Origin of the sequence: Rhodococcus sp. WB9 (assembly GCF_007558985.1) — a bacterium.
In the GTDB taxonomy this organism is placed as follows: Bacteria; Actinomycetota; Actinomycetes; order Mycobacteriales; family Mycobacteriaceae; genus Rhodococcus_F; species Rhodococcus_F opacus.
Genome location: NZ_CP041769.1, coordinates 1,921,352 through 1,947,842 on the forward strand (window position 1 = coordinate 1,921,352; position 26,491 = coordinate 1,947,842).

Consider the following 26,491-nt stretch of genomic DNA (forward strand, 5'->3'; position numbering starts at 1 on the left):
CCTCGTGCTCGACGAGCGAAAGGGTCTGCACATGCGAAGCGACGACGACGCCCGGAGTGGCGGCTCCGTTCCGATGCCCCGGCAGGCCGTCACCATGCAGGACATCGCCGACCGGGTGGGCGTGTCGAAGGCATTGGTCTCCATGGTGTTTCGGCGTGTTCCCGGGCCTAGTGCGGAGACGCGGAAGCGGGTCCTCGACGTCGCGGACGAGCTCGGGTACCGACCGAACCGTACGGCCGCACTGATGTCGCTCCGGCGAACCCACCTCGTGGGTGTGATGGCGGATATTCGCAACAGCTTCCACGCCGAGATGGTCGAGTACATCGTCGCCGCCGCCGACGAGCACGGGTACGAGGTGGTGCTCGGCGCCCTGACTCCCACGCACGCCGAACCGAAAGTCGTCGAAACGCTGCTCGATTTCCGCTGCGAAGCCTTGATCCTGCTCGGCACCGAACTCGGCACCGACGTGCTCGACACGCTCGGGGAGCGGGTACCGGTGGTCGTGGTCGGTCGCCGCGTCGGTGACGGCGCCGTCGACGTCGTGCGGACGGCGGACGGCAAGGGGATCGGCACGGTCGTCGACCATCTCGTGGAGCTGGGACACCGCCGGATCACGCACCTCAGCGGTGGTACGGGCACGATTGCAGCCGACCGGAGGTCGGGATACACCCGTGCCATGCGTCGTCACGGACTCGATATCGACGTCGTCGAGGGCGATTTCACCGACAGCGCCGGAACGGTCGCCGCGGGCACTCTGCTCGGGCGGTCGCAACTTCCCACCGCGGTGATCGCGGCCAACGACCGCAGTGCCATCGGGCTGATCGGCGAACTGCGCAGCCGGGGCGTGCGGATCCCCGAAGACGTCTCGGTCTCCGGATACGACGACAGCGTGCTCGCCCACCTCGCGCACATCGATCTGACGTCGGTCAATCAGCAACCGCGGGAGCAGGCCGCCACCGCGGTCGAGGCGGTCATCCAACGGCTGGACCGGGGGAGGACCGAATCGGTCGCGACCGTCCTCCGGCCGCGGCTCGTCGCGCGCCGTACCACCGGGCCCGCGCCCGAGTCGATGGAAGGATCCCGGTCGGGCGTGTCCTGACCCTGCGGCGGCCGTCAGTGTTCGGCGGAGCCGGTCGTATTCGGCGAGACCTCCTCCGGTCGAGTCGGTCTCGGCGAGTGCCCGGGCCAGGACGCGGCGTCTTCGATGGCCATGGAGGCGCCCTGCCCCGCCCCGCCCGAGCAACCAGTCGTCGCCGACACCGGCCAGGTCCGGTGGCCTGGGATCGGCAACCTGCGCGGACCACCACACGGTTCCGTCCGGAGCCGGGATGTGGAGAAAGGCGCCGCAGCGCGCGAAGACCATGTTGAACGTGCCGGTTTCGGCCGGGATGCCGCCGGCGATGCCCGAGACGCTGTATAGGCCTCCGTGGGTGGGTCGGGGCGCGCCGGGATCGAGGACCGACCGGGTAGCCGACCAGAGACCATGTACTGTGCAGCGGATCCCCCGACAGCCGTCCGCGCGGAACTTCCGCCAGCAGCCTCCCGGTGCCGGACCACATCCGCTGAGTGGTCACCGCGAAACCGGCCTGCCGGACCTGGTCCAGGCAACCGAGCGCCTTCAGCCCCCGCAGTCCGTTGGATGCCAGACTCAGAAAATGAGCCCACTTGTCCTGCCGGGTCGGGGTGTGTTTCGTACGGGGTGACGTCGGAACCGGTGCGGCGCAATGCGATTGCAGTCGCGGTCCCGGACACACCTCCGCCTCCGACGATGACTTCCGTACGCCCTCCCGACCTTGCATTCGCTGAAGAGATATTCAGTGAACATAAATTCGGTATTTGCACGCCAAGGGTGTTCGTCAAGGGGTGTGGCCCGCTGGCCGGACCGCCGAGTCGGGGCTTGACAGGGTGTCGTGATTCAGCTCATAGTAGTCGTACTAGACCGGTTAAATAGACCGTACTAGCCGGAGGCGTCTTCACTCATACGTGCGGGTGTCTGCGGGTAGCCGACCTGCACTCCCGCCGGGTCACCATCACACCGAAAGGCTTCCACTCATGACTTCCCACTCGATCGGTATCGCCGTCATCGGCGGCGGCATGGCCGGACGAGCACACGCCGCCGGATATCGCATGGCGTCGACGCTCTTCGGAACCGACCGCCCCGACGTGCGTCTGGTTGCGATCGCCGACACCAACCAGGCCGTCGCCGACGACACCGCGAAGCGGTACGGGTACAAGCGGGCCGAGTACAGCTGGCAGGCCATCGCCGAATCGCCGGACATCGACGCCGTGAGCGTCGTCGTCGCCAACCAGTTGCACCGGGAGATCGTCGAAGGGCTCCTCGCCGCGGGGAAGCACGTGCTGTGCGAGAAGCCCCTGGCCGGGTCCATCACAGACGCCGAGGCTATGGTCGCGGCCGCTGCGGATGCCGACACGATCGCGACGGTCGGGTACACCTACCGCCGGTCGCCGGCCATTCAGGCGATCCGCGACGAACTCGCGACGGGCCGCCTCGGCGACATCATCCACTTCAACGGGCATTACTGGTGCGACTACGGCCTCGACCCCGCCTCGCCGATCACCTGGCGGTACCGCGGCGGTCCCGGAACGGGCGCGCTCGCGGACGTCGGCAGCCACCTGCTCGACATGGCCGAATTCGTGTGCGGTCCGATCGTCGAGATCAGCGGCGCGACCTTCGCCACGGTGATCACGGAGCGTCCCGTGCCTGCCGGAGTCACCTACGGCCACACCAAGGCCGAGACCACCGGTGAGATGGCACCCGTCGAGAACGAGGACCTCGCGACGTTCACGGCGCGCTTCCAGAACGGCGCGGTCGGCACGTTCTCCGCTTCCCGTGTCGCGCATCAGCTTCCGGACGGACTCGGCTTCGAGTTGTTCGGGACGTCCGGCTCCGCGGCGTTCGACCTGGCTCGCGCCGCGGAATTCTCGGTGTCCAGCGAGGGCCTCGACCGCACCGTGAACGGTCAGCGGCGGGTGATCATCGGTCCGCAGCACCCGTACATCCAGGGTGGCCTGCCGATGGACGCCGGCGGCGTCGGCCACGGCAAGGCGGAGTTCTTCGCCTACCAGGCCCGGGCGTTCCTCGACCAGATCGCCGGCATCGACATCCTCGGCCCGCTGCCGTCCTTCGCCCACGCGCTGCGCGGCATGCAGATCGTCACCGCCGTCGCGGAGTCCGCCCGCGCCGACGGAGCAGCCGTCAAGATCGGCTGAACCCCAAACCCCGTAACCGCAAACCCCCTGAACCGCGACTTCTTCCCACCACGCAAGGAACCCTCATGAAACTCGGTGTGTACACCGCCGTCCTGCACGACCGCAGCCTGCGCGAGGCGCTGGAGACCATCGCGTCCCTCGGGCTCGAGGGCGCGGAGATCAACGCGGGCGGATTTCTGCCCACCCCGCACCTGCCCGTCAAGGAACTCCTCTCCGGTGAGGTGTCACCGCAGGAGTACCTGAAAGTCTTCGACGAGACCGGCGTCTCCATCGCAGGCCTGAACTGCAACGGCAACCCGCTGCACGCGGATCCCGAGGTGGGCCCCGAGGACGCCGAGGACCTGCGCAACGCGATCAAGGTCGCCGGCCTGCTCGGTGTGGACCGGGTGGTCACGATGTCCGGGCTGCCGGCCGCGCACGCCGGCGGCCAGTGGCCGGCCTGGCACGTGAACACGTGGGACAGCGGCTATCTCGACTCCCTCGACTACCAGTGGGATCAGGTCGCGGTGCCGTTCTGGAAGGAGATCGACGCGCTCGCCCGTGAGAACGGCGTCAAGGTTGCGATCGAGATGCACCCGCAGAACCTGGTGTTCAACCCGCCGACCCTCGAGCGTCTGGTGGAGAAGACCGGTGCCACGAACGTCGGCGCGGAGATGGACCCGTCACACCTGTTCTGGCAGGGCATCGATCCGGTCGCCGCGGTCGACTGGCTCGGCGACCTCGTGTTCCACGCCGCGGCGAAGGACACCCGGATCAACGAGAACTGCAAGATCTACGGCGTCCTCGACGACCGATTCACCCGGATCCCGGCCGACCAGAACCCCACCGGGCTCGGCGGCAAGCACGTGGTCAACAAATGGCCCGAGGACTCGGCGTGGGACTTCGTCGCCGTCGGTCGCGGACACGACGTCGATTTCTGGTCCCGTTTCCTCGCCGCCCTGCAGCGGGTCGACCCGGACATGGCGGTCAACATCGAACACGAGGACGTCGAACTGGGACAGCTCGAGGGACTGCAGGTCGCCGCCCGCACCCTGAAGGACGCGGCTTCCGCGGTGGCCTCCCGCTAGAAACCGGTGACGGCGGCCAGGCGGTCGAGGACCAGGCGCAGCGGCGGCCAGGTCGACCTCCCGCGGCGGGTCACGGCGTAGGCCGTCAGCACGACCTTCGGGTTGGTGAGCGGGCGGACCGTGACTTCCTTGCGCGTGGGACGGTCGGCGGGCAGTAGGCCGACCCCGTAGCCGGCGGCGATGAGGTCCTCGACGAGGTCGAGGCTGTCGATCTGATGGGCGATGTGCGGTGTGAAACCCGCGAGCGAGGCCAGGGTGCGGACGGCGTCCTCGTCGGCGGTGTTTCGGGAGTTCACGATCCAGGGCGAACCGGCATAGGCGGCGACGTCGGCGGGTCCGTTCCCGGCGGGCATGGGGACGCCGAGTCCCCAGGGCGTCGACCACAGCGGGACGGCCTCGAGCGCGGTGCCCGGGGATGCCGGTGCCAGGTTGTAGTCGTAGGTCAGGGCGAGATCGAGTTCGTCGTCGGCGAGCAACGCGAACGCCTCGACCGGCTCGTATTCGCTGATCACCACGTCCACCTGCGAGTGGGTGCGTGCCAGTTCGGCGACGACCGGGAGCAGCGACACCCGGATGCCCGTCGCGAAACCCCCGACGCGCAGGGTCCCGACCGGCTCGGCGTGGGGGTCGAGGTCGAGCCGGGCGGCGTCGACGGCCGCCAGGATGGTGACGGCGTGGTCGGCCAGCCGGCGACCGGCCGGAGTGAGCCGCACCCGGCGGCCGGTCGGTTCGACGAGCTGCGCACCCGTCTCCTTCGCGAGTGCGGCGATCTGCTGGGAGACGGTCGAGGTGGTCAGCCGGTGTGTTTCGGCGACCTCACGCATGGAGCCGAGACGGGAGAGCTCGAGCAGGAGATGCAGGCGTCGGGTATCCACCCGACTATTGTTCGCGATATCCGAACGGTTTGTCCATGAAAGTCACGTGGACGTGAACGGTCGAGGTGCCCTTCAATGCAGACATGACCAGGAACTCGACCCACGTCGGCGCGACGATGGCGCTGACCTCGATGCTGTGCGTGCAGAGCGGACTCGCGATCTCCGTCGGCGTGTCCGAACGCGTCGGCGCCGAGGGCGCCGCCTGGTTGCGCCTGGCATGGGCTGGGGTGTTGCTGGCCGTGATCGTGCGGCCTCGTCCGAAGGCGTTCACGCGTTCGTCCCTCGGCGCGTGTGTCCTGCTCGGAGTGGTCACGGCGGCGGTCACCTTGCTGTTCATGGCCGCGGTGGACCGGATCCCGCTGGGAACCGCCAGCGCGCTCGAGTTCCTCGGGCCCCTCGGCGTCGCTGTCCTGCACGGGCGCGGTCGCCTGAAGTGGCCGGCGCTGGCGGCCGTCGGGGTGCTGCTGCTGACGCAACCCTGGGCCGGCGGCGTCGACCCGGTCGGAATCCTGTTCGCACTGGGCGCGGCCGCGTGCTGGGCCCTCTACATCGTGCTCACCCAGCGTGTGGGCGACGAGGTGGCCGGTCTCAACGGGCTCGCGGTGTCCATGCCGGTCGCCGGGCTGGTCGCGACTGCGGTGGGTGGACCGTCGATGCTCGGAAAGATGACGCCGGACCTGTTGATCATCGGGCTGGGTTTGGCGATACTGCTGCCGGTCGTGCCGTTCACGCTGGAGATGCTCGCCCTGCGCCGGCTGAACACCGCGGCGTTCGGGACCCTGATGAGCCTGGAACCGGCGTTCGCGTTGATCATCGGGCTCGTCGTGTTGCATCAGGTACCGGACCACGCGGCCGTGGCCGGGATCTGTTTCGTCGTCGCGGCGGGGATCGGAGCAGCGCGGGCCGGGGCGCGCACGACGCCCGACGAGGGCGACGTCGCGGAGTCTGCCGCACCGTTGTCCGCGCCGACCTGATACCTTGAACGTCGTTCAAGTTTGAAGCAAGAGGGAGTCGTCATGGCAGGTGTCGAGAGTGCTCGGGTGTCGAGGCTCGGTATTTCAGCGCGGGACATGGCGCAGATCGCGGTCTTCGCCGCGCTGATCGCGGCGCTGGGTCTGCCCGGCGCCATCACGGTCGGCTTCAGTGGAGTGCCGATCACGCTGCAGACGCTCGGCGTCATCCTCGCCGGCGCGGTGCTCGGCGCTCGCAAGGGCACAGCCGCCGTCGCGGTCTTCATCGCACTGACCCTGATCGGCCTGCCCCTGCTGTCCGGTGGCCGCACCGGACTGACCGCGCTCGCAGGGCCCAGCGCCGGGTACCTCATCGGCTGGATTCCCGCGACGCTGATCATCGGCCTCCTCACCGCTCGGATCCTGCCGAAGTACCCGATCGCGCTCGGTCTGCTGATCAACGCCCTCGGCGGGATCGTCGTCATCTACGTCTTCGGCACCGTCGGACTCCTGCTCCGCACCGATCTGGGTGTCGGCGCCGCCATCACCACCAACTTCGCCTTCATCCCCGGCGACCTGCTCAAGGTTGTCGTCGCGACCGTGGTCGCCAAGAGCGTGCATCGCGCGTACCCCGGCCTGATCCGTACGTGAGTTCCGAACTCGGCGGCTCCGGCGATCAGCCTGCTCTCGACTTCGAAGACCGCACCTACACCTACGCCGAACTCGACCGTGCCATCGACCGATGGATCCTCGACCACGGCCAGGGTGCGCCTGCCTACGACGCGTCGACGCTGCCGGTCCCGGATGCCCTGATCTGCGTGTGCGCGGCGGCGCGGCAGGGGACGGTGGTGATCGTCGAGAACCCCGACGCGCGCCCGGACCGCGCGGTGATTCCACCGGCCGCGTTTCTGCTGGTCGCGACGTCCGGCTCCACCGGCAGGCCGCGTCCGCTCGCGCGCACCGCGGCCTCCTGGTTCGACAGCTTCCCCGCTTTCACCGCGATCACCGGCATCGACGCGACCGACCACGTGCTGATCACCGGCCCGTTGCACGCCACGATGCATCTGTTCGGCGCAGTGCACGCACTCTGGCGAGGTGCGTGCGTCACCGACGACCCGTCCCGGGCGACGGTGGTGCACGCCGTTCCCGCCGTCCTCCGTGAGGTCGTGGGGAAGGCCCCGAAGCTGCGCACGGCGATCGTCGCCGGCACCGCCCTGGACGACGGCGCCCGCGCGGTGGCGGACGGCATCGAGATCGTCGAGTACTACGGCGCCGCGGAACTCTCCCTCGTCGCGGCGCGCCGGGTGCCCGAACCGCTCCGGCTGCTGGACGGCGTCGACGCCGACATCCGCGACGGTCTGCTGTACGTCCGGTCGCCGTACAGCGTGATCGGAGTCCCGGAGTGGTTCGGTGTCGGTGACCTGGCCGAACTCGGTGACGACGGCGAGCTGACGGTGCGCGGCCGGGGAGAATCCGCGATCAATGTCGGCGGCACCACGGTGATTGCCGAGGACGTCGAGCGCATCCTCGAGACGCTCGACGGTGTCGCCGCGGCCGCCGTCGTCGGATCGCCGCATTCGGTGCTCGGGGAGACCGTCACCGCCGTGGTGGAGCTCGACGGCACCGCGGAGATCGGTGAGGTCCGTTCCCGAGCACGCCGGACGCTGACGAAGGAAGCCCTGCCCCGCCGCTGGGTGCCGATCGAGTCGATGCCGCGGACCGCCAGTGGCAAGGTCGCCCGAGGCCGAGTGAGAGACTGGCTGGCATGAGCTCTGTCCCTGTCCTGGTAGCGCCGCGCCGCACGCCGATCGGCAATGCCGGGCACGGGTTCGCCGATCTGGCCACCACCGACCTGGCCGCCCCCGTGCTGCGCGAGGTTCTGACGTCGCTGCGGGGGGCGGGCATCGATGCCGAGGTCGACGACGTCGTCCTCGGCAACTGCCTCGGGCCGGGCGGTAATCCGGCGCGGGTCGCGGCCCTGCAGGCGGGGATGGGTGTGGAGGTTCCCGGTGTCACTGTCGACCGGCAGTGCGGTTCCGGACTCGACGCGGTGATGCAGGCCGCGCTCCGTGTGCGCAGCGGCGCCGACGAGCTGATTCTGGCGGGGGGTGTCGAGTCGGCGAGTACGGCGCCGTGGCGGTTCTGGCCGCCGGCGGGGGGCGCCGATCCGGTGCGCTACACCCGCGCTCCCTTTGCGCCGCAGGGCTTCCCCGACCCCGACATGGGAGCGGCCGCGGACGATCTCGCGCGGGTGCGCGGCATCAGCCGTGAGCGGCAGGATGCGTACGCGGCGCGGTCGCACACGCTCGCCGCAGCCGCCGACTTCTCGTCGGAAATCGTGCCGATCGGTGACATCGAGCGGGACCAGCGCATTCGCGCAGGCATGACCGAGGCCAGGCTCGCGCGGCTACGCCCCAGTTTCGGAGCCGGCGGAACGGCCACTGCGGGGAACTCCTGCGGCATCTCGGACGGTGCCGCCGTGCTGGCGGTGACGACCGAGTCGCTGGCCGCCGGACTGCCTGCGTTACGAATTCTCGGCTCGGCCGTCGCGGGATCGGACCCGGCGCTGCCCGGACTCGGACCTGTTCCCGCGATCCGCACACTCCTGAAGCGGACCGGATGCGACGTGGCGGATCTGGGCGTCGTCGAGATCACCGAGGCCTTCGCGTCGGTGGTGCTGGCGGTGTCGGACGAACTCGGCCTGGACGAATCTGTGATCTGCCCGCAGGGCGGCGCCATCGCCATGGGGCACCCGTGGGGCGCGTCGGGGGCGATCTTGTTGGTGCGCTTGGCAAGTCAGATGTTGCGCGAGGACGGACCCACGCTCGGGCTCGCGGCCTGCGCCATCGGCGGCGGGCAGGGCATCGCGATGCTCGTGGAGCGTGTGTCGTGAGTGAGATCGTCTTCGATTCGGTGACGCACGCCTTCGGGGACCGCCCGGTGCTGCGCGGCGTCGACCTGCGTTTCTCCGAACGCCGCGTCGGCATCATCGGTTCCAACGGTTCCGGCAAGTCGACCCTGGCGCGCATGATCAACGGGTTGCTGAAGCCCACCTCCGGCACCGTCACGGTCGACGGTGTCGACGCCGCCAGGAAGGGCGCGCAGGTGCGCCGCAAGGTCGGGTTCGTGTTCACCGACCCCGACACCCAGATCGTCATGCCCACGGTGTCCGAGGACCTGGCGTTCTCGCTGCGCCGGTCCGGTCTGAGCAAACAGGAGATCGCCGGCCGCGTCGAGGAGATCCTGGTGCGGTTCCGGCTCGACCAGCACGCCGACCACCCCGCGCACCTGCTGTCCGGGGGCCAGAAGCAGCTGCTCGCCATCGGCGCCGTCCTCATCCGCAGGCCCGAGGTGATCATCGCCGACGAGCCGACGACGCTGCTGGATCTGCGGAACGCGCGCGTCGTCTCCGAAGCACTCGATTCGATGGACCAGCAGGTGATCGTCGTGACCCACCAACTGGCGCTGCTGGAGAGTTTCGAACGGGTCATCGTCATCGACGACGGTCTCGTCGCGTTCGACGGCAGCCCGGACGACGCCGTCCCCGCGTACCGGCAGTTGGTCGAATGATCGGCCTGTACCGCCCGGGCGACTCGCTCCTGCACAGGATGCCCGCCGGGCTGAAACTGCTGCTGTTGATCGCGTCGATCGTCACGGCCACGGTGTTCGTGCGCACCCCGCTCGAGGTCGGTGTCGTCGTCCTGGCGGTGGGCCTGCTGTTCGCGGTGGCCTCCATTCCGTGGCGGGTCGCCGTGGCGCAGTTGCGCCCGGTGGTGTGGATGTTGTTGATCATCGCCGTGTTCCAGGTGCTGATCACGTCGCCCGCGCGGGCGGTCGTCGTGTGCGGGGTGCTGCTGATCTCGGTGGCGCTCGCCGCGTTGGTCACGCTCACCACCCGGGTCACCGACATGCTCGACACGGTGTCGCGCGCACTCGGGCCCCTGCGGAGGTTCGGGGTCGACCCGGACCGGATCGGGCTCCTGCTCGCGTTGGCGATCCGGTGTATCCCGCTGCTGACCGGGATCGTGCAGGAGGTGGCGCAGGCACGAAAGGCGCGCGGGTTGCAATGGTCGATGACGGCGCTGGCCACCCCGGTTCTGGTGCGTGCACTCCGGACCGCGGATGCGATGGGCGACGCCCTCGTCGCACGGGGAGTGGACGATGACTGAACTGCTCGCCGAGCGCGTCGCTCGACGGGCCGCCGAGAACCCGGAGACGACAGCGGTCGTGTCCGCGCGCGAGACCGTCGACTACGGCCGGTTCTGGTCGCGGGTCACGCGCACCGCCGCCGGGCTCGACGGCATGAACCGGGTGGCCGTGCTGCCGACGTCGGATGTCGGGTCGCTGGTCGCGGTGACGGCGGCGATGCACGCGGGAGTCAGCGTCGTGCTGCTGCATCGGCATCTCCTGCCCGCGCAGCTGACGCGGGTGCTCGAACTCGCGAAACCCGGCGCCGTGGTGGCCGCGTCGCACCAGCACGCCAGGTTGCGGAGACTGGGATTCGACGGGACCGTCGAGACGGCGGAGAGCCTCGGATCCGACGGCGCCGCGGACCGGGCGCGTCCCGACACCGAACTGCTGGTCGGCATCACGTCCGGCACCACCGGTGAGCCGAAGCTGTTCGTGCGCAACCAGCGATCGTGGGCCACGACCCTCGACCGCTCGGACGCGGCGTTCGACATCGGCAGCGGGGATCGCGTGGCGGTGCCCGGCGTGCTCGACCACACGCATTTCCTGTACGGCGCGCTGCACGGCCTCACTCGCGGGGCGACGGTGGATCTGCGCCCGGTCACGCACTCGCTGCGCGACGCGGCGACACATCTGTACTCGGTACCCACCATCGCGTGGGATGTGGTGCGGTCGGGGATCGGTCCGGTCGGTAGCGTCCGCGAGGTGCTGTCGTCGGCGGCCCGGTGGCCGCGGACGGGACGTCAGGCGTTGCAGGAGGTGTTGCCGAATGCGTCGCTCGTGCACTTCTACGGCGCATCCGAACTGAGCTTCGTGTCGTTCGACCGGGGTCTCGGCGCCGCCGACGAGCATGCGGCGGGCGAACTGTTCGACGGCGTCGACGCAGAGATCCGCGAGGGCCTCGTCCACGTGCGCAGCGACATGCTGTTCGACGGCTACCTCACCGAGGACGGCGTGGTGAACGGCCCCGCCGACGGGTGGATGACGGTGGGGGACCGCGGCCGGGTGGCGGGCAACAGCCTGCAGTTGTTCGGCCGGGACAGCGACACGGTGATCCGGGCGGGACTCAATGTGGAACCCGCCGCCATCGAGGCGGCGTTGACCGCGCTTCCCGGGATCTCGGAGGCTGCGTGTATCGGAGTACCGGACAGCCGGATGGGCGAGGCGCCGGCCGCCGCGATCGTGGTGGACGGCGACGGGCCGAGTTCCACCGAGATCTGGCGGCACCTGCGCGCCACGTTACCCAGCCCGAGTATGCCGGTTCAGGTTCTCGCGGTCGACGGCTTGCCGCGCACACCGCGCGGCAAGCTCGATCGTCAGGCACTCGCCACCACCCTCGCAGCCTCTCGGAACCGGAATCCCGCGTAGCCCGTCAGATTTCGAGGCTCAGCAGGTGGTAGCCCAGCGTCTTGCCGTGGCCGTCGAGTGCGGGTGAGCCCGTCACGCCGCCGCCGAGGACGCCGGGCAACTCGAACACCATCGCCATCAGGTTCGGCTGACAGGTGCGCCGGGCCGGTCCGGTGATCAGCTCACCGTAGTGGGCGGCGACGACGTTCTCGGTCAGTCTCTCCGTGAGATGCCGGTAGGCGGCGCTGTCCCGGGCCAGCACAGCGAGGATGAGGGTGTCCCCCTTGTCGCCGGCGCGGACGTCGGCAAGGGTGTCGATCTTCTGAACAGTTGCGGGCGTGGTCATGTCGAAACCTCCGTCAGATGCACTCGGGTGGACACGAGATCGCGGGGGAGGGTGCACGAGCGGATCGCGAGCACCTCGGTCGACGACCGCCGGGCGCCGCCGCCACCGGCCGGTCCGTTGGTGTACAGGCTTTCCACCTCCCAGCCGACGAGGTCGGCTTCCTCGCGGGTGCGTGCGCGGGCGGCGACCCGCACGCGCACCTCGTGGGCAGCGGTGTCCGTGTCGAGTCCGCGGAAAGCGGCACCGGCTCCGATGTATTCGACGGAGACGGCGCCCTCGGCGAAGCCGTGCACGTCGACGAGACGTTCGGTGACGATGTCCGCGGCGAGCTGGGCACGAGGATAGGCGCGCGGTCCCGCGTAACTGATCTGCCCCTCACCGAGCCAGCCGCCGCGGAACCCGAGGGTGACCTTCAGTTGCTGTGGTCGGGGGCGCCCCGTCGCACCCGCGATGGCGACCCGGTCGGGTCCGACGCTGGTGAACGACACGTTGCCGAAGTCCGCGGTGACGTCCGGGGTCAGGTACGACGTGGGATCTCCCACCTCGTACAGGAGTTGCTCGGCGCAGGTTCGTTCGGTGAGTATCCCGCCGGATCCGTCGAGTTTGCCGAAGGTCGCCGATCCGTCGGCGAGGACGTCGGCGAACGGGAAACCGAGATCGGCCATACCCTTCACCGGTTTGGTGACGGGATCCGCGTAGTACCCGCCCGTGAGTTGTCCGGCGCATTCGAGCAGGTGCCCGATCGCGGTTGCGGCGCCGATGGTTTCGTGGTCGGCCAGGTCCCATCCGAAGTGGTGGGCGAGTGGGGCGACGTAGAGGGAGGGGTCGGCCAGACGCCCGGTGACCACGACGTCGGCGTCCAGTTCGAGTGCGGGGATCACGGCCTCCGCGCCGATGTACGCGTTCGCCGAGACGAGTTCCTCGTCGTGCTCCGACAGGCGTTTCCCGGTCTCCCACACGACGGGGTCGTGGCGCAGCACCTGCTCGAGCACCGCGTCGCCCGTGACGGCAGCGACGCGCACCTGCCGGTCGGCGGACCGGGACGCGATGCCGGAGACCAATTCGGCAGCGGCGAGAGGGTTCGCGGCACCGGCATTGGTGATCACCGTGGTCCCGGACGCGAGCGTGTGCGGGAGAACCGCGCGCATGCGTGCGCCGAGGAGCGGATCGTATCCTTCGTCCGGGTTCTCGAGTCGGCGAGAGTTTCCGGCGGCAACGGTGCGTTCGCCGAGGCATTCGAAGATCAGGTAGTCGAGGTCGGCGTGCCGGGCGAGTTTCTCGGCGGGGTCGATGCGATCCCCGGAGAACCCGGATCCGGCGCCGAGTCGCACGCTCCGCGAAGCGCTGCCGCGGGTGCTCGATGGTGTCACGGGCTCGAGGTCCTTTGCTTGTTCGACATGTGGTGGGTGGGCCGGCCTGGGGTGGTGTCGCGGACGATTACAGCGAGATGGCACCGGTGAGCAGCGCCATGACGGTCATCACGATCGTGGTTCCGAAGGCCCAGCCGAAGATGAATCGCTGGTGCTTGCCGAGGTCCACCTTGCTCAGTCCGATCAGGATGAACGTCGCGGCGGTCAGCGGGCTGAGCGGGAATCCGGTGGTCATCTGGCCGAGGATGGCGGCGCGGCCGATCTTCGCGGGGTCGCCTCCGAACGATGCGGTGGTTTCCGCGAGCACCGGTACGACGCCGAAGTAGTAGGCGTCCGGGGTGAAGACCAAGCTGAGCGGCATCGACGTGACGGCGGTGATGACGGGGATCAGGGAGCCGGCGGACTGCGGAATCCAGGAGACGAAGGTCTGCGCCATCGCGGTGATCATCCCGGTGCCGTTGAGGATTCCGGTGAGCACGCCTGCCGCGAGGATCATCGCCACCACCATGGTGACGTTGCCGCCGTGCTTCGCGAACAGGGCCTGCTGGTCGTCCCACTTCGGGCGGTTGACGGCGAGCGCGAGTGCGAATGCGATGGCGAATGCCACCTCCAGCGGCACGAGCTGGAACAGCAGGATCACGATCAGAACGAGGGTGAGCACGGTATTGAACGCCATCACCGCCCGTTGGCGACCGGTGCGCACCGGCGCGTCGGACACATGCGGCGTGCCGGGACCACCGCCGCCGGGAGAGGCCAGTTCGGTGACGCCGAGCCGTTTACGTTCCACGCGGCCGATCATGTAGGCGGCGAACAGGACCCACAGGACCCCGGCCCCCATCGCGGGCAGGACCGGCGTGAAGATGTCGGCGCTGGTCAGGTCGAGCGCGGCCATGGCGCGGACGGTCGGGCCGCCCCAGGGGATCATGTTCATCAGTCCCGCGGCCAGGCAGACGATGCCGGTCAGGACGACCGGGCGCATCCCGAGCTTCTGGTAGATGGGCAGCAACGCCGAGATGGTGATCAGAAAGGTCGAGGTTCCGTCGCCGTCGAGCGCGACGAGCAGGGTCAGCACCGCGGTTCCGACGGCGATCTTGGTGGGATTTCCCCCTGCCCACCGGACGATCCGGCGGATCGCCGGGTCGAACAGTCCCACGTCGACCATCAGACTGAAATACAGGACAGCGAAGGCGATCATGATGGCGACGGGCGCGACCTTCAGCAGACCGTCGCCCACCATCTCCCCGAGGTCGGGTGCCCATCCGCCCACGATCGCGAACGCGACGGGAACGAGGATCAGTGCGATCAGCACCGAGACCCGACGGCTGAACGCCAGCGCCAGGAAACAAGCGATCGTGGCGAACCCGAGCGCGGCAACCATGTGACCTCCTTCGAAATGGAGTCTCAGTGTCGCGCGCCTCACAATTGCGCGTCAAATATCAATGGATGATCGATTCATGAGTTGAACTCATGAATACCCAGCGCATGAATACCGGCCATACTGATGCGCATGAGCATCAATCTCGGGATTTCTCACCTGAGGAGCATTGTCGCCATCGCCGACTACGCGAGCTTCACCTCGGCGGCCCACGCACTCGACGTATCTCAGTCCTCGCTGAGCCGCTCGGTCGCCGAGGCCGAGCGCCGACTCGACGTCACGCTGTTCGAACGCACCACGCGCCGTGTCGAACTGACCACGCACGGGCACGAGATCATCGAGCACGCCCGGCGGATGCTCCACGACTTCGACGACGGGCTCACACAGATCGAACGATTCGTCACCGGTGACCGCGGAATCGTGACGGTGGCATGCCTGCCCTCGCTCGCGGCCACGTTCCTTCCCCCGTACGTGGTGAGCTTCCGCGAGCAGCACCCCGACGTGCGCCTCCAGATACGGGACGGACTGCGTCAGGAGGTTCTCGACGCCGTGTACTCGGGCACGGTCGACCTCGCCCTGGTCACCACCTCGGGGATTCTGCCCGGCCTGCAACAGGACGTTCTGACGAGCGACTCCTTCTATTGCGCCGTCGCGCCGACACATCCGTTCGCCGATCGGCCGGTACTCCGGTGGTCGGATCTCGCGGGACAGCCGTTCATCGCGTTCGGACCCGAGAGCAGCATCGCGGCGCCCGTCCGCCGGGCCGTCGAGGACGCACGCATCGAACTCGGACCCGTCATGCAGGCGCAGAACATCGGCGCGGTAGCGGGATTGGCGGCGGCCGGGCTCGGTGTCACCGCGGTGCCCGAACTCGTGCTTCCCATGATCTCGTTCGCCGGTCTCGTCCACATACCGCTGCGGCCGACGGTCGAACGCACCATTTCACTCGTCCAGGTCGCCGGCCGACCCCAGACGGCGAGCACCCGCGGTTTCGTGAACATGCTTCTCGCCGACCGAACTCCTGATCGAGGAGCCGATTCCGGCTAGAGTTCCGGCATGTCACCTTCTGGCGCAGATCATCATCGACTGAACTACGTGGAGTTGTCGGTCACGGACCTCGCGGACGCGGAAGCGTTCTACCGCTCGGCATTCGGCTGGGGGTTCAACTCCTACGGCCCGCAGTACGCGGGCATCGTCGGTGCGGACGGTGAGGAGGTCGGCGGCCTGCTGCAGGTGCCGGAACGGAAGCAGGCGGGCGGGCCGCTGGTGCTGCTGTACTCGGTGGATCTCGACGCGTCGGTGGATGCGGTGCGGGCGGCCGGCGGCACCGTCGTCAACGGCCCGTACGACTTTCCCGGCGGGCGCCGCTTCCACTTCACCGATCCGAGTGGCAACGAACTCGGTGTCTGGTCGTCGGCCTAGTATCCGGCAGATCTCTGTCGTGTCTCGAAGTCGGATTCCCTACCGCATGGCCGACGGCCGTGCCGAGAGCAGGTGTCGCTGATGGCATGTCGTATCAGTGAGCTCGTGCTCGGCTGCCGCGACCCTGAGGCGTTGGCGCGGTTCTGGTGCGAGGTCCTCGACTTCGTCGTGCTCGATCGCGAGGACGACGGCTCGCTGGAGATCGGACCGCGCGAAGGGTTCGGCGGTCCGCAGCCGACGATCATCCTCAGCCGCAGGGATGAGCCGGAGAAGGGGAAATCCCGGCTGCACATCGACGTCAACGCCACCGACCGCGATCAGGACGCCGAGCTCGACCGCCTTCTGAAGCTCGGTGCGCGCCCGGCCGACATCGGCCAGACGGGGCAGGAGCAGTGGCATGTCCTGGCCGACCCCGAAGGCAATGAGTTCTGCCTGCTCAGGGCCCGCTTGGGCCCACTCTGATGCTCATCGGTCGCAATCTCGACATCATTTACCCCAAATTCACCGATCGACTGATGTGCCGGTGCTGAGTTTCGTTGTGCGGTAGCGAGTAGGTTACGGGCGTGGGTGATCGTCCGACCTGTGGGTCGGGTTGTTCCACTGGGTCTTTCGCGTCGAGGCTGGGCAGGTGGGGTGGCTGTTAGGCGATGATCGGCTGCGTGCGACCGAAGGTGTTGTCGAACAGAGTTATCCATGCTGTTTCCCAGGGCCAGTGGGTTGGTAGGTGCAGCGTCAGGCGTCGGGCGGAGGAGGCGATGCGTGCGGGGACCGAGACGAGGGTGCGCCGGATGGTGCCGGTGGTCGCCTTCGTCAGCTTGGGATCGCCGGTGAGGGTGGCGGCGGCGCGGGTGAGGTTGAAGGCCATCACCGCGGCGACGAGCCAGGCGGCGTTCGCCTGAAACGAGTTCGACGGGAGATGCGCGAGGGCGGAGTTCTTCAGGTCCGCGTGGACCTGCTCGATGACGGCATGCCCGCGGTGGGTTTTGTCGGCGGCTACGGTGTCGAGGTCGGTGGGGTCGGTTGTGGTGAAGAAGGCGTGGAACCGCCAGATGTCGAACAACGTGCCCTGGCCCTGGTCCTTGGGTGGTCGCAGGTCGGGGATGCGGCGTACGACCAGCCGCCCGGGGATCTGGTGGGCCTTCTTTGGGAGGCGAACGCGGTGAACGGTACCTCGGCGACCTCCGCCCGCGAGATCCAGGTATCGGTGTCCTCGTCGTAGACGGCGTCGGTGTACTCGATCGGCGTCCACGCGGACTCGTCCACGTCGATGGAGGCGATCGCCCGTTTGATGGTGGAGGTCAGGCGCACCGTGACCGAGACGTCCGCGCCCGCGCGGATCGCGGCACCGACGGTGGGATGGCCGTAGAACGCCGAATCGCACCGCATCAGGACTTTCGGCGCCCCATCTCCACCCGCCCCGCCGGCCTGGGAACGCAGCCGGTCGACGGTGGTCAGGGCGTCGGCGACCATGCGGGCCGCGCCACGTGCGGAGCCGCAGGCTCCTCGGCGTAGGCGTTGGGTGAGGATCACCGGCGCAGCGGTCTGCGTGGTGACAGTGGCGAGCAGTGCGTTCAGCCCGCGCACCCCGGAGTAGCCGTACCCGGACCCTTGCTTGCCGTGGCCGTGGACCTCGATGATCGTGTCGTCGATATCGACCAGCACTCGCCCGGCGTCGATCCCGGCCACCACCGGTGTCCGGTCGGCAAGGCCGATCAGCACGCGGGATGCCACGGCATCGAGCTGGCGGACGTGCCCGAACGTGAACTCCCTCAGAAACGAGCCCAACGTCGACGGGGCATAGGGGCGGTCGAAGACGGTCCCCATCGCCCCGTGCCGCAGGATGCCCAGGTCGGCGATGCTGTCGGCGCCCGCGACCATCCCGCCGACCAGGGACCCGATCTTGCGGCCGGCGTTGGCGCCTTTGTCGGTCGGCACGCTCAGGTGCTCGTCGGCGAGGGTGAGCAGGCCGCTGGCCTGCGCCAACGCAATCACCGGGACCAGCCCCGCGGTCGCCACGAGATTGGGGTCGTCGAACCTGGCCGCAGCGACGGGTCGGGTGTGAGATAATTCCATCTACGAGATGCCCTTCGGTGTGGCTGAATCTGACCCTAGAGAAGTCTTATTCTTCCACTACGACAGGGTATTTCGACGTTATGACACTCTCAGGCGCTCATTCGAATCGGTGCATCGAGGTTTACGCAGGCTCCTGACCTCAGTCGTGATGTGCGACAGGGCCGGTGGTCGCGCGGCGAACGAGGTGCGGCGCGAGCACGAGGTCGATCGCCTTGCCGCCGGCGATCTGAGCCAGCGCTCCGTCGACGGCGGCTTCGGCCATGTGTGTGGCATCCTGCGAGATCGTCGTCATCTGCACGTGCGGAATCCGCGCCAGGCGGGAGTCGTCGTAGCCCACGACGGAGATGTCGGCGGGCACGTCCCGGCCGCGGCGGACCAGTAGGTCGAGCACGCCGGTGGCGCATCGGTCGTTGAAGGCGACGACGGCGGTCGGGGGAGTGGGCAGTTCCAGAAGTTTGTGCATGCCTTCTGCGCCTTCGGTTTCCGTCGTGCCGCCCGCCACGACCGTTGCCGAAGCCGACAGTCCGTGCCGGTGCATCGCGGCCAGGAAACCGGCCCGCCGGTCGGCGCCGCCGGGCGCGTCGGCGCCGTCGATGTGGGCGATGTTCCGGTGCCCGAGTTCGGTGAGGTGGTCGACGGCCAGGGTGATTCCGGCGACGTCGTCTCCCCGCACGGCACCGACTCCGGGCAGACCGCTTGCGCGCGCCACGACGAGGGTGGGCACGCGATCGGCCAGGGCGCCGAGCGCATCGGTGTCGAACCGGGTGCCGAGGAGGATCGCGGCCTCGCAGCGCTCCCGCATGAGCGCCTGGACGGCGACCTTCTCGGCACGGCTCGGGGCGACCGCGCTGAGCATCACGTCGTATCCCCGGCGGGTGGCCGCGGCGTAGATCTGTTCGACGAGGTCGCCGTGGAACGGCTGCTGCAGTTCGAAGACGACTCCGAGCAGCCGGGAACTGGCCTGCCGTAATTTCTGCGCGCGCCGATCCGGCACGTAACCCATCTCGTCGGCGATGTCGAGCACCCGCCTGCGAGTGGCCTCGCTGGCGCCGGGAACCCCGCGCATCACGATCGAGACGAGCGCTGTGGAGACTCCTGCTGCGCGCGCGACGTCGCCCATTGTCGGACGAGCGCCACCGGTCGATCCCGCCACCGGTTCGACCACGTGCACGGCTCCTGTCTTCCGGGCCCCGTGCCGTTTCGCTCGAAGCTGCTCTTGACCAATGATCGCACGAGTTCTACGGTCTAGAACTAGAACGTACTAGTTCGCTTCGAACTCCCCTTCCACTGCACTGGAGCGCACCCATGTCACTCACCGAAGCCGCAACCGTCCACTCGACGGCGCCCGCTTCCCACCCGGTACGCATCGCGTTGATCGGTGCCGGGCGCATCGGCTCGAATCACGCGGAGATCGTGGCCCGTCTGGTTCCCGGGGCGTCGCTCGTCGCGGTCAGCGACCCGGTCGGCGAGTCCGCGCAGCGTCTCGCCACCGCGTTGGGGGCGCCGCTCGCCACCACGACCGTCGACGACATCCTCACCAGCGACGAGGTCGATGCGGTGCTGATCACCGCCCCCGCGCGGAGTCATACGGACCTGGTCGTCGCGGCCGCGGCCGCCGGCAAGCACGTGTTCGTCGAGAAGCCGATGGCAGTGACCCTCGCCGACGCCGACCGCGCCATCGCGGCGGCCGCCGACGCCGGCATCGTCCTGCAGGTCGGGTTCAATCGCCGATTCGCTCCCGGATTCGCCGCCGCGCGCGCCGCGATCGACGCGCAGAAGGTCGGAACCCCGCAGTTGCTACGTTCGCTGACCCGCGATCCCGGGCCGTACACCGCTGATCCGGCACGCGTTCCGCAGTGGACGATCTTCCTCGAAACGCTCATTCACGACTTCGACACGCTCTGCTTCCTCAACCCCGGCGCCCGCCCGGTGCGGGTGCACGCGGTCGCCGACGCCCTGGTGCGACCGGAGGCCAAGAGCGCGGGCCACCTCGACACCGCAGTGGTGACCGTCCAATTCGGCAACGGTGCCATCGCCACGGCGGAGGCGAGCTTCAGCGCGCTGTACGGATACGACGTGCGCGGCGAGGTATTCGGCTCCGGCGGCATGGTCACCGCTGGCAGCGGGCTCAGCACCGACATGACCTATTACGGCCCCGACGGGCTGCACGCCGACACCGCGCGCCGCGACACCGACCTCCTACACTCCGCGTACGTGGGGGAACTGACCGCCTTCGTCGACGCGATCCGCACCCACACACCGGCCGTCGTCACAGGCCGGGACGCCCGCACCGCGCTGTCGATCGCACTCGCCGCCATCCGCAGCGTCGAGACCGGCTCCGCCGTCGACCTGGACGGATGACACCGATGGCCACGTACACGCTCGCCGCCAGCGCCGAAATGCTCTACCTCGACCTGCCGTTCCTGGACCGCGTGCACCGCATCGCCGAACGCGGACTCCAGGTCGAGATCTGGGACTGGTCCACCAAGGACATCGAAGCTCTCGCCGCCGTCGGCGCCGAATTCTCCTCGATGACGGGCTATCTGGAGGGCAACCTCACCGAATCCGACGGCATCGAGGCCCTGCTCACCACGGCGCAGCAGTCCCTAGACGTCGCGAAACGGCTCGACTGCCCGCGGTTGAACCTGCACGGAACCGGACTCGACAACCGGGGCCTGCCCCTCCGGCCGGTCGAAACGGTCACGCCCGCAATGTGGCTCACCGCCGCCGACACTCTGCGGAAGGTTGCCGAACTCGGTGGACAGGCGGGGCGGGTGTTCACGCTCGAGAACCTCAACCTCGCCGTCGATCATCCCGGTACCCCGTTCGCGACCGCGGCCGACACTCTCGCTCTCGTCCAGGCGGTCGACAGCCCACACCTACGCATGAATCTCGATCTCTATCACGCCCAGATCGGCGAGGGGAACCTCATCGAACTCGTCCGAAAGGCGCTGCCCTACATAGGGGAGATCCAGGTCGCCGACGTCCCCGGACGCTGTGAACCCGGAACCGGCGAAATCCACTACCCGGCTGTCGCCGCCGCCCTCCGCGACATCGGCTACACCGGCGTCGTGGGACTCGAAGGGTGGGCGAAGAACGATCCGGACGACGCGCTCGACGCGTTCGAGGCGGCCTTCGCGCACCCTTAGCGAAATCCCGAGGCCGGCTACCCGTCTGTCACGCGGGGTCGTCGTCGGCGTTCGCGCGCCGATCGGTCGCTGCTCGATCCCGTGGCCGGACAGGCGTCCGGTGTGGTGGGCCTCGATCATCCGCTGCTCCGCGCGCTGAGACCCGCGCAACGGCAGGGAGGACGCGGCCGCGGTGTCGAGGAGCGCGCGCAACGCCGGTTGCTCGGCGGCCAGCGCTTTCCACGTCGAATTCACAGGAGTGCCGTCCTCGACCGCCTGGTCGAGGCGGGCCGCGAGGTGATTGCTCCACCGGTGCTGAAGTGAGAGCAGGATGTTGTCGGCCGAGCCGAAAAGCTCGATCGCGCCGGGCACTTCGTCGAACCGCAACGCCAATGCCGGGTCGGCGTGCGCGCGCCAGTATCTCTTCCAGTACCGCCCGGCGTGCACGGAAATCGTTCCACGACATCTCGGCCACCTCCGTAGTTCCGTTGATGACGGCAACGCTACGGATTCGCGGCAGCGGTTTCGCCGTGCCACGGTCGCGTTCTCGTCTCCTACCGTGGGCGGAGGGTGTCTCCGCTCCGGAGAGGACGCGCTGCGGGTGGGGGTCTTCGCCTGCGCTGGTCGTGTGCAGGTGACGGCATTTTTTCGTCGACGCGTGGCGGAGAGTGAGTACGACTACCCGCTCGCTGTGCCGGTGTTCGCGCACATCGCCGTCGTTGCCATCGCCGGTGCGGCTGTCGCGCAACGCGACGGCTTCGTGCCGCCGGGGTGGGTCCTGCTGTGTGGCCTGGTCGCCGCGGTGACCCCCGGTGCGGGAGACATGATCAGACCGGGGGTGGTGCTTCCACGTCCGTTCCTGGCCGTCGTCGTCATCGCCGGGGAGCGGTAGCCGGTGGTGACGCGTGGCTCGTTCCGGGATCGACGGGGTACGTCCGGGTCGGCGAGAACGGGCACGGCGGCGGGTCGACCGCGAGCGGGATGGTGTCGCCCGGCGGCGATGCGGGAGCGCCGGGAGGCGGTGCGCGCGGCGGGGCGACACCGTCGGGCTACGGCTCGTTCGCGGAGGGCGGCGGACAGGGCGTGTTCGGATCCGACGGGTCGAGCCCGGCGGGGCTTGCCGGTGGTCCCGGATACGGCGGCAGCGCAGGAAGTTCCGGGGCGACGCTCCCGGCGGCCGTCGGTGACGGGATCGGGGCCGGGGGCGGAGGTGGGGTCGGCTGGTACGGCGGTGGTGGGGGCGCCGCCGGGGGGCGGATCGGTGGCACCGGCGAGGCGGACGAGCCGCCGGGCGGCGGCGGGGGCGGACTCTCCCTCGTGCCGTCGGGCGGCACGATCGGACTGTCGTCGCCGGATTCGGTGCCCACGGTCGTCGACACCTTCGAGCTTCCCTGAAGGGTTTGCCGGAGCAGCGGTCGGCCACCGGGCCATATATGCGTGATTCGAAGTCACGGCAAAATGTTTCCGCAAAGTCTTGGCTGAGTCCAGAAAAGTGAGTCATAGTGGGTGGGTGCCGTCGATGCCGGATTACGCAGCGCTGCTGCGCGGGGCTGAGCTTCGCGTGACCCGCCCGCGGGTCGCGGTGTTGGAGGCCGTGCACGCGCGTCCACATGCCGATACGGAGACGATTTTCGGAGCGGTGCGCACCGTTCTGGAAGGGGTGTCCCGGCAGGCCGTGTACGACGTGCTGCACGCAGTGACCGCTGTGGGATTGGTGCGGCGGATTCAGCCGCCCGGCTCCGTTGCTCGGTACGAGTCGCGGGTCGGAGACAATCACCACCACGTCATCTGCCGGTCGTGTGGGGTCATTGCGGACGTCGACTGTGCCGTCGGCGAGGCGCCCTGCCTGACTGCGTCCGACGACAACGGTTTCCTCGTCGAGGAGGCCGAGGTCATCTACTGGGGTCTGTGCCCCGACTGCTCGACATCACAGACTTCTCGATCGAACCCATGACCACAGCCCAGTTTGGTCTCTCCCGGAAGGAATGTTGTGTCCGATAGCTGCCCGGTCGCTCATGAGGGAAACACTCAGAGCACCAGTGAAAGTGAAAACCCCGTAATCCCGTCTCCCACTCCGGCGGCGAACCGCCCGAGGACGAACCGCGACTGGTGGCCGAACCAGCCGGAGCTGTCGGTGCTGCACGCCCACACGTCGAAGTCGAACCCGATGGGCGAGGACTTCGACTACGCCGAGGAGTTCGCCAAGCTCGACGTCGAGGCGCTCAAGCGCGACGTCATCGATCTCATGACGACCTCGCAGGACTGGTGGCCCGCCGACTACGGTCACTACGGCGGCCTCTTCATCCGGATGAGCTGGCACGCCGCCGGCACCTACCGCATCGCGGACGGTCGCGGCGGTGGCGGTCAGGGCGCCCAGCGTTTCGCCCCCCTCAACAGCTGGCCCGACAACGCGAACCTCGACAAGGCCCGCCGGCTGCTCTGGCCGGTGAAGCAGAAATACGGCAAGCAGATCTCGTGGGCGGACCTTCTCGTCTTCGCCGGCAACTGCGCCCTGGAGTCGATGGGGTTCAAGACCTTCGGGTTCGGATTCGGCCGCGAGGACATCTGGGAGCCCGAGGAGATGTACTGGGGTCCCGAGGACACCTGGCTGGGCGACGAGCGCTACAGCGGCGATCGCGAACTCTCGGGTCCGCTCGGGGCCGTGCAGATGGGTCTCATCTACGTGAACCCGGAGGGACCCAATGGCCAGCCGGATCCACTGGCGGCCGCCCGCGACATCCGGGAGACGTTCGGCCGCATGGCGATGAACGACGTGGAGACCGCCGCGCTGATCGCAGGCGGCCACACCTTCGGCAAGACCCACGGCGCAGGCGACGCCGACCTGGTCGGTCCGGAACCGGAAGGCGCCCCGATCGAGCAGCAGGGCCTGGGCTGGAAGAGTGCTTACGGCACCGGCGTGGGCAAGGACGCGATCACCAGTGGTCTCGAGGTCGTGTGGACCCCCACACCGACGAAGTGGGACAACAGCTTCCTCGAAGTCCTGTACGGCTACGAGTGGGAGCTGACCAAGAGTCCCGCGGGTGCCTGGCAGTGGACCGCCAAGGACGGCGCAGGCGCGGGCACGATCCCCGACCCGTTCGATTCGTCGGCGGGGCGTGCCCCCACGATGCTGACCACGGACCTCTCCCTGCGCGTCGACCCGGCCTACGAGAAGATCACCCGGCGTTGGCTCGATCACCCGGAGGAGTTCGCCGAGGAGTTCGCCAAGGCGTGGTACAAGCTGCTGCACCGCGACATGGGGCCCGTCACGCGCTACCTCGGCCCGTGGGTTCCGGAGGCGCAGCTGTGGCAGGACCCGGTCCCCGCAGTCGATCACCAGCTGATCGGTGACAGCGAGATCGCCGCGCTCAAGGGCAAGATCCTCGACTCGGGTCTGTCCATCTCCCAGCTCGTGTCGACCGCCTGGGCGTCGGCAGCCACCCACCGCAGCACCGACATGCGCGGCGGCGCCAACGGGGCGCGAATCCGGCTTGCGCCGCAGAAGGATTGGGAGATCAACAACCCCACCGAGCTGGCCACGGTCCTGCAGACCCTCGAACAGATCCAGCAGGACTTCAACTCGTCGCAGTCCGGCGGGGTGAAGGTCTCGCTCGCGGATCTGATCGTGCTGGCCGGCGCCGCGGCGGTCGAGAAGGCGGCGAAGAACGCCGGCCACGACATCACGGTCCCGTTCACGCCGGGTCGTACCGACGCCACACAGGAGCAGACCGATGTGGAGTCGTTCGCCGTACTCGAGCCGAGGGCCGACGGGTTCCGCAACTACCTCCGAGAGGGGGAGAAGTTGCCTGCCGAGGCACTTCTGGTCGACCGGGCCTACATGTTGAACCTGACCGCTCCGGAAATGACGGTTCTCGTCGGTGGCCTGCGTGCACTGAACGCCAACTTCGGTCAAACGAAGCACGGCGTCTTCACCGACCGGCCCGAAGCGTTGACGAACGACTTCTTCGTCAACCTCCTCGACATGGGTACGCAGTGGAAGGGTTCGGCCTCGGCGGAGAACGTCTACGAAGGCACCGACCGTGTCGCGGGTGACGCCAAGTGGACCGCCACCGCCGTCGATCTCGTCTTCGGTTCGAACTCGCAACTGCGCGCTCTCGCCGAGGTGTATGCCACCGACGATGCGCAGCAGAAGTTCGTGCAGGACTTCGTATCTGCCTGGAACAAGGTGATGAACCTCGACCGGTTCGACCGAGACTGATCATGGTTGATCGGCCTCGGCCGATCAACCGTCATCTGGCCCGGCACCCGCGAGTTGATCCTCGCCGGGTGTCGGGCCAGATTTGCGGCGTATGTCAGAGGTGTGGGAGCGCCGCGGTGAGAAAGACTGTGCCGGCGGCGATTCCGAAAGCGCCGGTGAGAATGCCCAGCAGTGCTTCCAGAGACTTGGGCTCGCTTCCTTCGACGGCAGGGTGTCGGTTGGCGGCGATGCCGGCAGCGATGGCGCAGACGCCGAGAACGATGCCGAATCCGAACATCCAGAACATCACTATCGACAGTGCTCCCAGCATGACCGAGATGTCGCTCCAGTGTTCGCCCTGCAGGTGATGTGGTCTGGCGAGCCGGGGGAGTCGTGCCGGGGAGCTGTCGGGATTGCGTCGCGACGATCCGTTGTGGACTTCCAGCAAAGATCGGGTCATCGGCCGAGCCTCGGCGAGTCGATCGGAACGCAGCACAGCAACACACCTCCCGTGATCGTCAAAATGGCCCGCCACCTCGGCGAGCGCATCCACCACTGTGCAGCAGAAATTTAGCACTCGGCGGTCATGAGTGCCAGTTTCGATGCTGCTCGCCGAAACCTGGACGGTCGCTATCAAACGGTTACTGCGTCGGAAAGCTGGTCGTTCGGACGCGGCGGTGCTAAATTCCGGATTGCACAGTGGGCCGCGCCCGTGACGGGCGCGCAGGAATTCGGGAGGTGCAGTGCTGTGCATCGAGAAGAAGGCGGATCATCGAATCAGAGTGCGCAACATCGCGTTACGGAACTGCGCGAGGACGAGCCCATCCGGTGGCCGGATCCCAGTCCGCTCAGCAGTTGGTGGGATCGGGTTGTCTGGGGTGCGCGGGGGTCGACGACATGACGAGCCAGTCGTCCGACGCA

General features: G+C 68.4%; 26 protein-coding genes and 2 pseudogenes. 19 read left to right on the forward strand and 9 right to left on the reverse strand.

Annotated features, from left to right (window positions below):
- The first annotated feature begins 31 nt into the window (after window positions 1–31).
- On the forward strand, window positions 32–1,099 hold the full coding sequence (locus FND50_RS08940) for a LacI family DNA-binding transcriptional regulator (RefSeq protein ID WP_186301256.1): 1,068 nt from the start codon (window positions 32–34) through the stop codon (window positions 1,097–1,099).
- A gap of 14 nt (window positions 1,100–1,113) precedes the next feature.
- Here the strand turns inward: FND50_RS08940 and FND50_RS37750 are convergent, their stop codons facing one another.
- A complete protein-coding gene (locus FND50_RS37750) occupies window positions 1,114–1,842 on the reverse strand; it encodes an NAD(P)-binding protein (protein ID WP_397494155.1) in 729 nt (242 codons plus the stop codon).
- A gap of 210 nt (window positions 1,843–2,052) precedes the next feature.
- Between FND50_RS37750 and FND50_RS08950 the strand changes: the two genes are divergently transcribed.
- Window positions 2,053–3,231, forward strand: coding sequence for a Gfo/Idh/MocA family protein (locus FND50_RS08950; protein WP_144285494.1), 1,179 nt, complete (start codon window positions 2,053–2,055; stop codon window positions 3,229–3,231).
- A gap of 65 nt (window positions 3,232–3,296) precedes the next feature.
- Window positions 3,297–4,298, forward strand: coding sequence for a sugar phosphate isomerase/epimerase (locus tag FND50_RS08955; RefSeq protein WP_005243623.1), 1,002 nt, complete (start codon window positions 3,297–3,299; stop codon window positions 4,296–4,298).
- Here FND50_RS08955 and FND50_RS08960 read toward each other — a convergent pair.
- Entirely contained in the window at window positions 4,295–5,173 is an 879-nt protein-coding gene (locus FND50_RS08960) for a LysR family transcriptional regulator (RefSeq protein ID WP_144285495.1), read from the reverse strand. The genes FND50_RS08955 and FND50_RS08960 overlap by 4 nt on opposite strands.
- Window positions 5,174–5,256: 83 nt before the next feature.
- Here FND50_RS08960 and FND50_RS08965 point away from each other — a divergent pair, with 83 nt between their 5' ends.
- The 7 genes from FND50_RS08965 to FND50_RS08995 are packed head-to-tail and all read left to right on the forward strand — an operon-like array spanning window position 5,257 to window position 11,679.
- A complete protein-coding gene (locus tag FND50_RS08965) occupies window positions 5,257–6,147 on the forward strand; it encodes a DMT family transporter (RefSeq protein ID WP_005566210.1) in 891 nt (296 codons plus the stop codon).
- A 42-nt stretch (window positions 6,148–6,189) separates the two neighbouring features.
- Window positions 6,190–6,774 carry a biotin transporter BioY gene (locus tag FND50_RS08970; RefSeq protein WP_007299149.1) on the forward strand — a complete coding sequence of 195 codons (585 nt, stop codon included), beginning with the start codon at window positions 6,190–6,192 and terminating at the stop codon, window positions 6,772–6,774.
- A complete protein-coding gene (locus FND50_RS08975; protein WP_144285496.1) occupies window positions 6,771–7,892 on the forward strand; it encodes a class I adenylate-forming enzyme family protein in 1,122 nt (373 codons plus the stop codon). The genes FND50_RS08970 and FND50_RS08975 overlap by 4 nt, the downstream gene beginning before the upstream one ends.
- A complete protein-coding gene (locus tag FND50_RS08980) occupies window positions 7,889–9,016 on the forward strand; it encodes a thiolase family protein (protein ID WP_144285497.1) in 1,128 nt (375 codons plus the stop codon). Before FND50_RS08975 ends, FND50_RS08980 begins: the two co-directional genes overlap by 4 nt.
- Window positions 9,013–9,693, forward strand: a complete 681-nt coding sequence (locus FND50_RS08985) for an energy-coupling factor ABC transporter ATP-binding protein (protein WP_005243613.1) — start codon at window positions 9,013–9,015, stop codon at window positions 9,691–9,693. Before FND50_RS08980 ends, FND50_RS08985 begins: the two co-directional genes overlap by 4 nt.
- Window positions 9,690–10,292 carry an energy-coupling factor transporter transmembrane protein EcfT gene (locus FND50_RS08990; RefSeq protein WP_005574607.1) on the forward strand — a complete coding sequence of 201 codons (603 nt, stop codon included), beginning with the start codon at window positions 9,690–9,692 and terminating at the stop codon, window positions 10,290–10,292. Before FND50_RS08985 ends, FND50_RS08990 begins: the two co-directional genes overlap by 4 nt.
- Window positions 10,285–11,679, forward strand: a complete 1,395-nt coding sequence (locus FND50_RS08995) for an AMP-binding protein (RefSeq protein ID WP_144285498.1) — start codon at window positions 10,285–10,287, stop codon at window positions 11,677–11,679. The genes FND50_RS08990 and FND50_RS08995 overlap by 8 nt, the downstream gene beginning before the upstream one ends.
- Window positions 11,680–11,683: 4 nt before the next feature.
- Here FND50_RS08995 and FND50_RS09000 read toward each other — a convergent pair whose 3' ends face one another.
- The 3 genes from FND50_RS09000 to FND50_RS09010 all read right to left on the reverse strand — a co-directional run bounded on the left by FND50_RS09000 (window position 11,684) and on the right by FND50_RS09010 (window position 14,752).
- Entirely contained in the window at window positions 11,684–12,004 is a 321-nt protein-coding gene (locus FND50_RS09000; protein WP_144285499.1) for a hypothetical protein, read from the reverse strand.
- Window positions 12,001–13,374, reverse strand: coding sequence for an acyclic terpene utilization AtuA family protein (locus FND50_RS09005; protein WP_144285500.1), 1,374 nt, complete (start codon window positions 13,372–13,374; stop codon window positions 12,001–12,003). Before FND50_RS09005 ends, FND50_RS09000 begins: the two co-directional genes overlap by 4 nt.
- A gap of 67 nt (window positions 13,375–13,441) precedes the next feature.
- The gene (locus tag FND50_RS09010) at window positions 13,442–14,752 is read right to left on the reverse strand and encodes a CitMHS family transporter (RefSeq protein WP_144285501.1); all 1,311 of its coding nucleotides are present in this window, start codon (window positions 14,750–14,752) and stop codon (window positions 13,442–13,444) included.
- Window positions 14,753–14,875: 123 nt separating this feature from the next.
- Between FND50_RS09010 and FND50_RS09015 the strand changes: the two genes are divergently transcribed.
- The 3 genes from FND50_RS09015 (at window position 14,876) to FND50_RS09025 (ending at window position 16,633) form a co-directional block, all read left to right on the forward strand.
- Window positions 14,876–15,796: a LysR family transcriptional regulator gene (locus FND50_RS09015; protein WP_144285502.1), complete on the forward strand. Its 921-nt coding sequence runs from the start codon at window positions 14,876–14,878 to the stop codon at window positions 15,794–15,796.
- 9 nt (window positions 15,797–15,805) lie between these two features.
- Window positions 15,806–16,171, forward strand: coding sequence for a VOC family protein (locus tag FND50_RS09020; RefSeq protein ID WP_144285503.1), 366 nt, complete (start codon window positions 15,806–15,808; stop codon window positions 16,169–16,171).
- Between the two features lie 81 nt (window positions 16,172–16,252).
- Complete coding sequence (locus FND50_RS09025) at window positions 16,253–16,633, forward strand: VOC family protein (RefSeq protein ID WP_005574614.1); 381 nt, start codon at window positions 16,253–16,255, stop codon at window positions 16,631–16,633.
- Window positions 16,634–16,811: 178 nt separating this feature from the next.
- Here FND50_RS09025 and FND50_RS09030 read toward each other — a convergent pair.
- Both FND50_RS09030 and FND50_RS09035 read right to left on the reverse strand, forming a co-directional pair.
- Window positions 16,812–18,244, reverse strand: a pseudogene (locus FND50_RS09030) (IS1380 family transposase).
- A gap of 139 nt (window positions 18,245–18,383) precedes the next feature.
- Window positions 18,384–19,409 (reverse strand): LacI family DNA-binding transcriptional regulator, encoded by a 1,026-nt coding sequence (locus FND50_RS09035; protein ID WP_144285504.1) that lies wholly within the window; start codon window positions 19,407–19,409, stop codon window positions 18,384–18,386.
- A gap of 140 nt (window positions 19,410–19,549) precedes the next feature.
- Here FND50_RS09035 and FND50_RS09040 point away from each other — a divergent pair, with 140 nt between their 5' ends.
- Window positions 19,550–20,605: a Gfo/Idh/MocA family oxidoreductase gene (locus tag FND50_RS09040; protein ID WP_144285505.1), complete on the forward strand. Its 1,056-nt coding sequence runs from the start codon at window positions 19,550–19,552 to the stop codon at window positions 20,603–20,605.
- Between the two features lie 5 nt (window positions 20,606–20,610).
- The gene (locus FND50_RS09045; RefSeq protein ID WP_144285506.1) at window positions 20,611–21,393 is read left to right on the forward strand and encodes a TIM barrel protein; all 783 of its coding nucleotides are present in this window, start codon (window positions 20,611–20,613) and stop codon (window positions 21,391–21,393) included.
- A gap of 33 nt (window positions 21,394–21,426) precedes the next feature.
- Here FND50_RS09045 and FND50_RS37570 read toward each other — a convergent pair.
- Window positions 21,427–21,847 (reverse strand): annotated as a pseudogene (locus tag FND50_RS37570) (hypothetical protein); the annotation flags it as partial.
- Window positions 21,848–22,030: 183 nt separating this feature from the next.
- Between FND50_RS37570 and FND50_RS09055 the strand changes: the two are divergent.
- The 4 genes from FND50_RS09055 to katG all read left to right on the forward strand — a co-directional run bounded on the left by FND50_RS09055 (window position 22,031) and on the right by katG (window position 25,591).
- Window positions 22,031–22,264, forward strand: coding sequence for a hypothetical protein (locus tag FND50_RS09055; protein WP_260850947.1), 234 nt, complete (start codon window positions 22,031–22,033; stop codon window positions 22,262–22,264).
- An 89-nt stretch (window positions 22,265–22,353) separates the two neighbouring features.
- Window positions 22,354–22,767 carry a hypothetical protein gene (locus FND50_RS09060; RefSeq protein WP_144285507.1) on the forward strand — a complete coding sequence of 138 codons (414 nt, stop codon included), beginning with the start codon at window positions 22,354–22,356 and terminating at the stop codon, window positions 22,765–22,767.
- Between the two features lie 115 nt (window positions 22,768–22,882).
- Window positions 22,883–23,326: a Fur family transcriptional regulator gene (locus FND50_RS09065; protein ID WP_005243590.1), complete on the forward strand. Its 444-nt coding sequence runs from the start codon at window positions 22,883–22,885 to the stop codon at window positions 23,324–23,326.
- Between the two features lie 36 nt (window positions 23,327–23,362).
- Window positions 23,363–25,591, forward strand: coding sequence for a catalase/peroxidase HPI (gene katG / locus FND50_RS09070; protein WP_144285508.1), 2,229 nt, complete (start codon window positions 23,363–23,365; stop codon window positions 25,589–25,591).
- 94 nt (window positions 25,592–25,685) lie between these two features.
- Here the strand turns inward: katG and FND50_RS09075 are convergent, their stop codons facing one another.
- A complete protein-coding gene (locus FND50_RS09075) occupies window positions 25,686–26,030 on the reverse strand; it encodes a hypothetical protein (protein ID WP_144289008.1) in 345 nt (114 codons plus the stop codon).
- Between the last annotated feature and the right edge of the window lie 461 nt (window positions 26,031–26,491).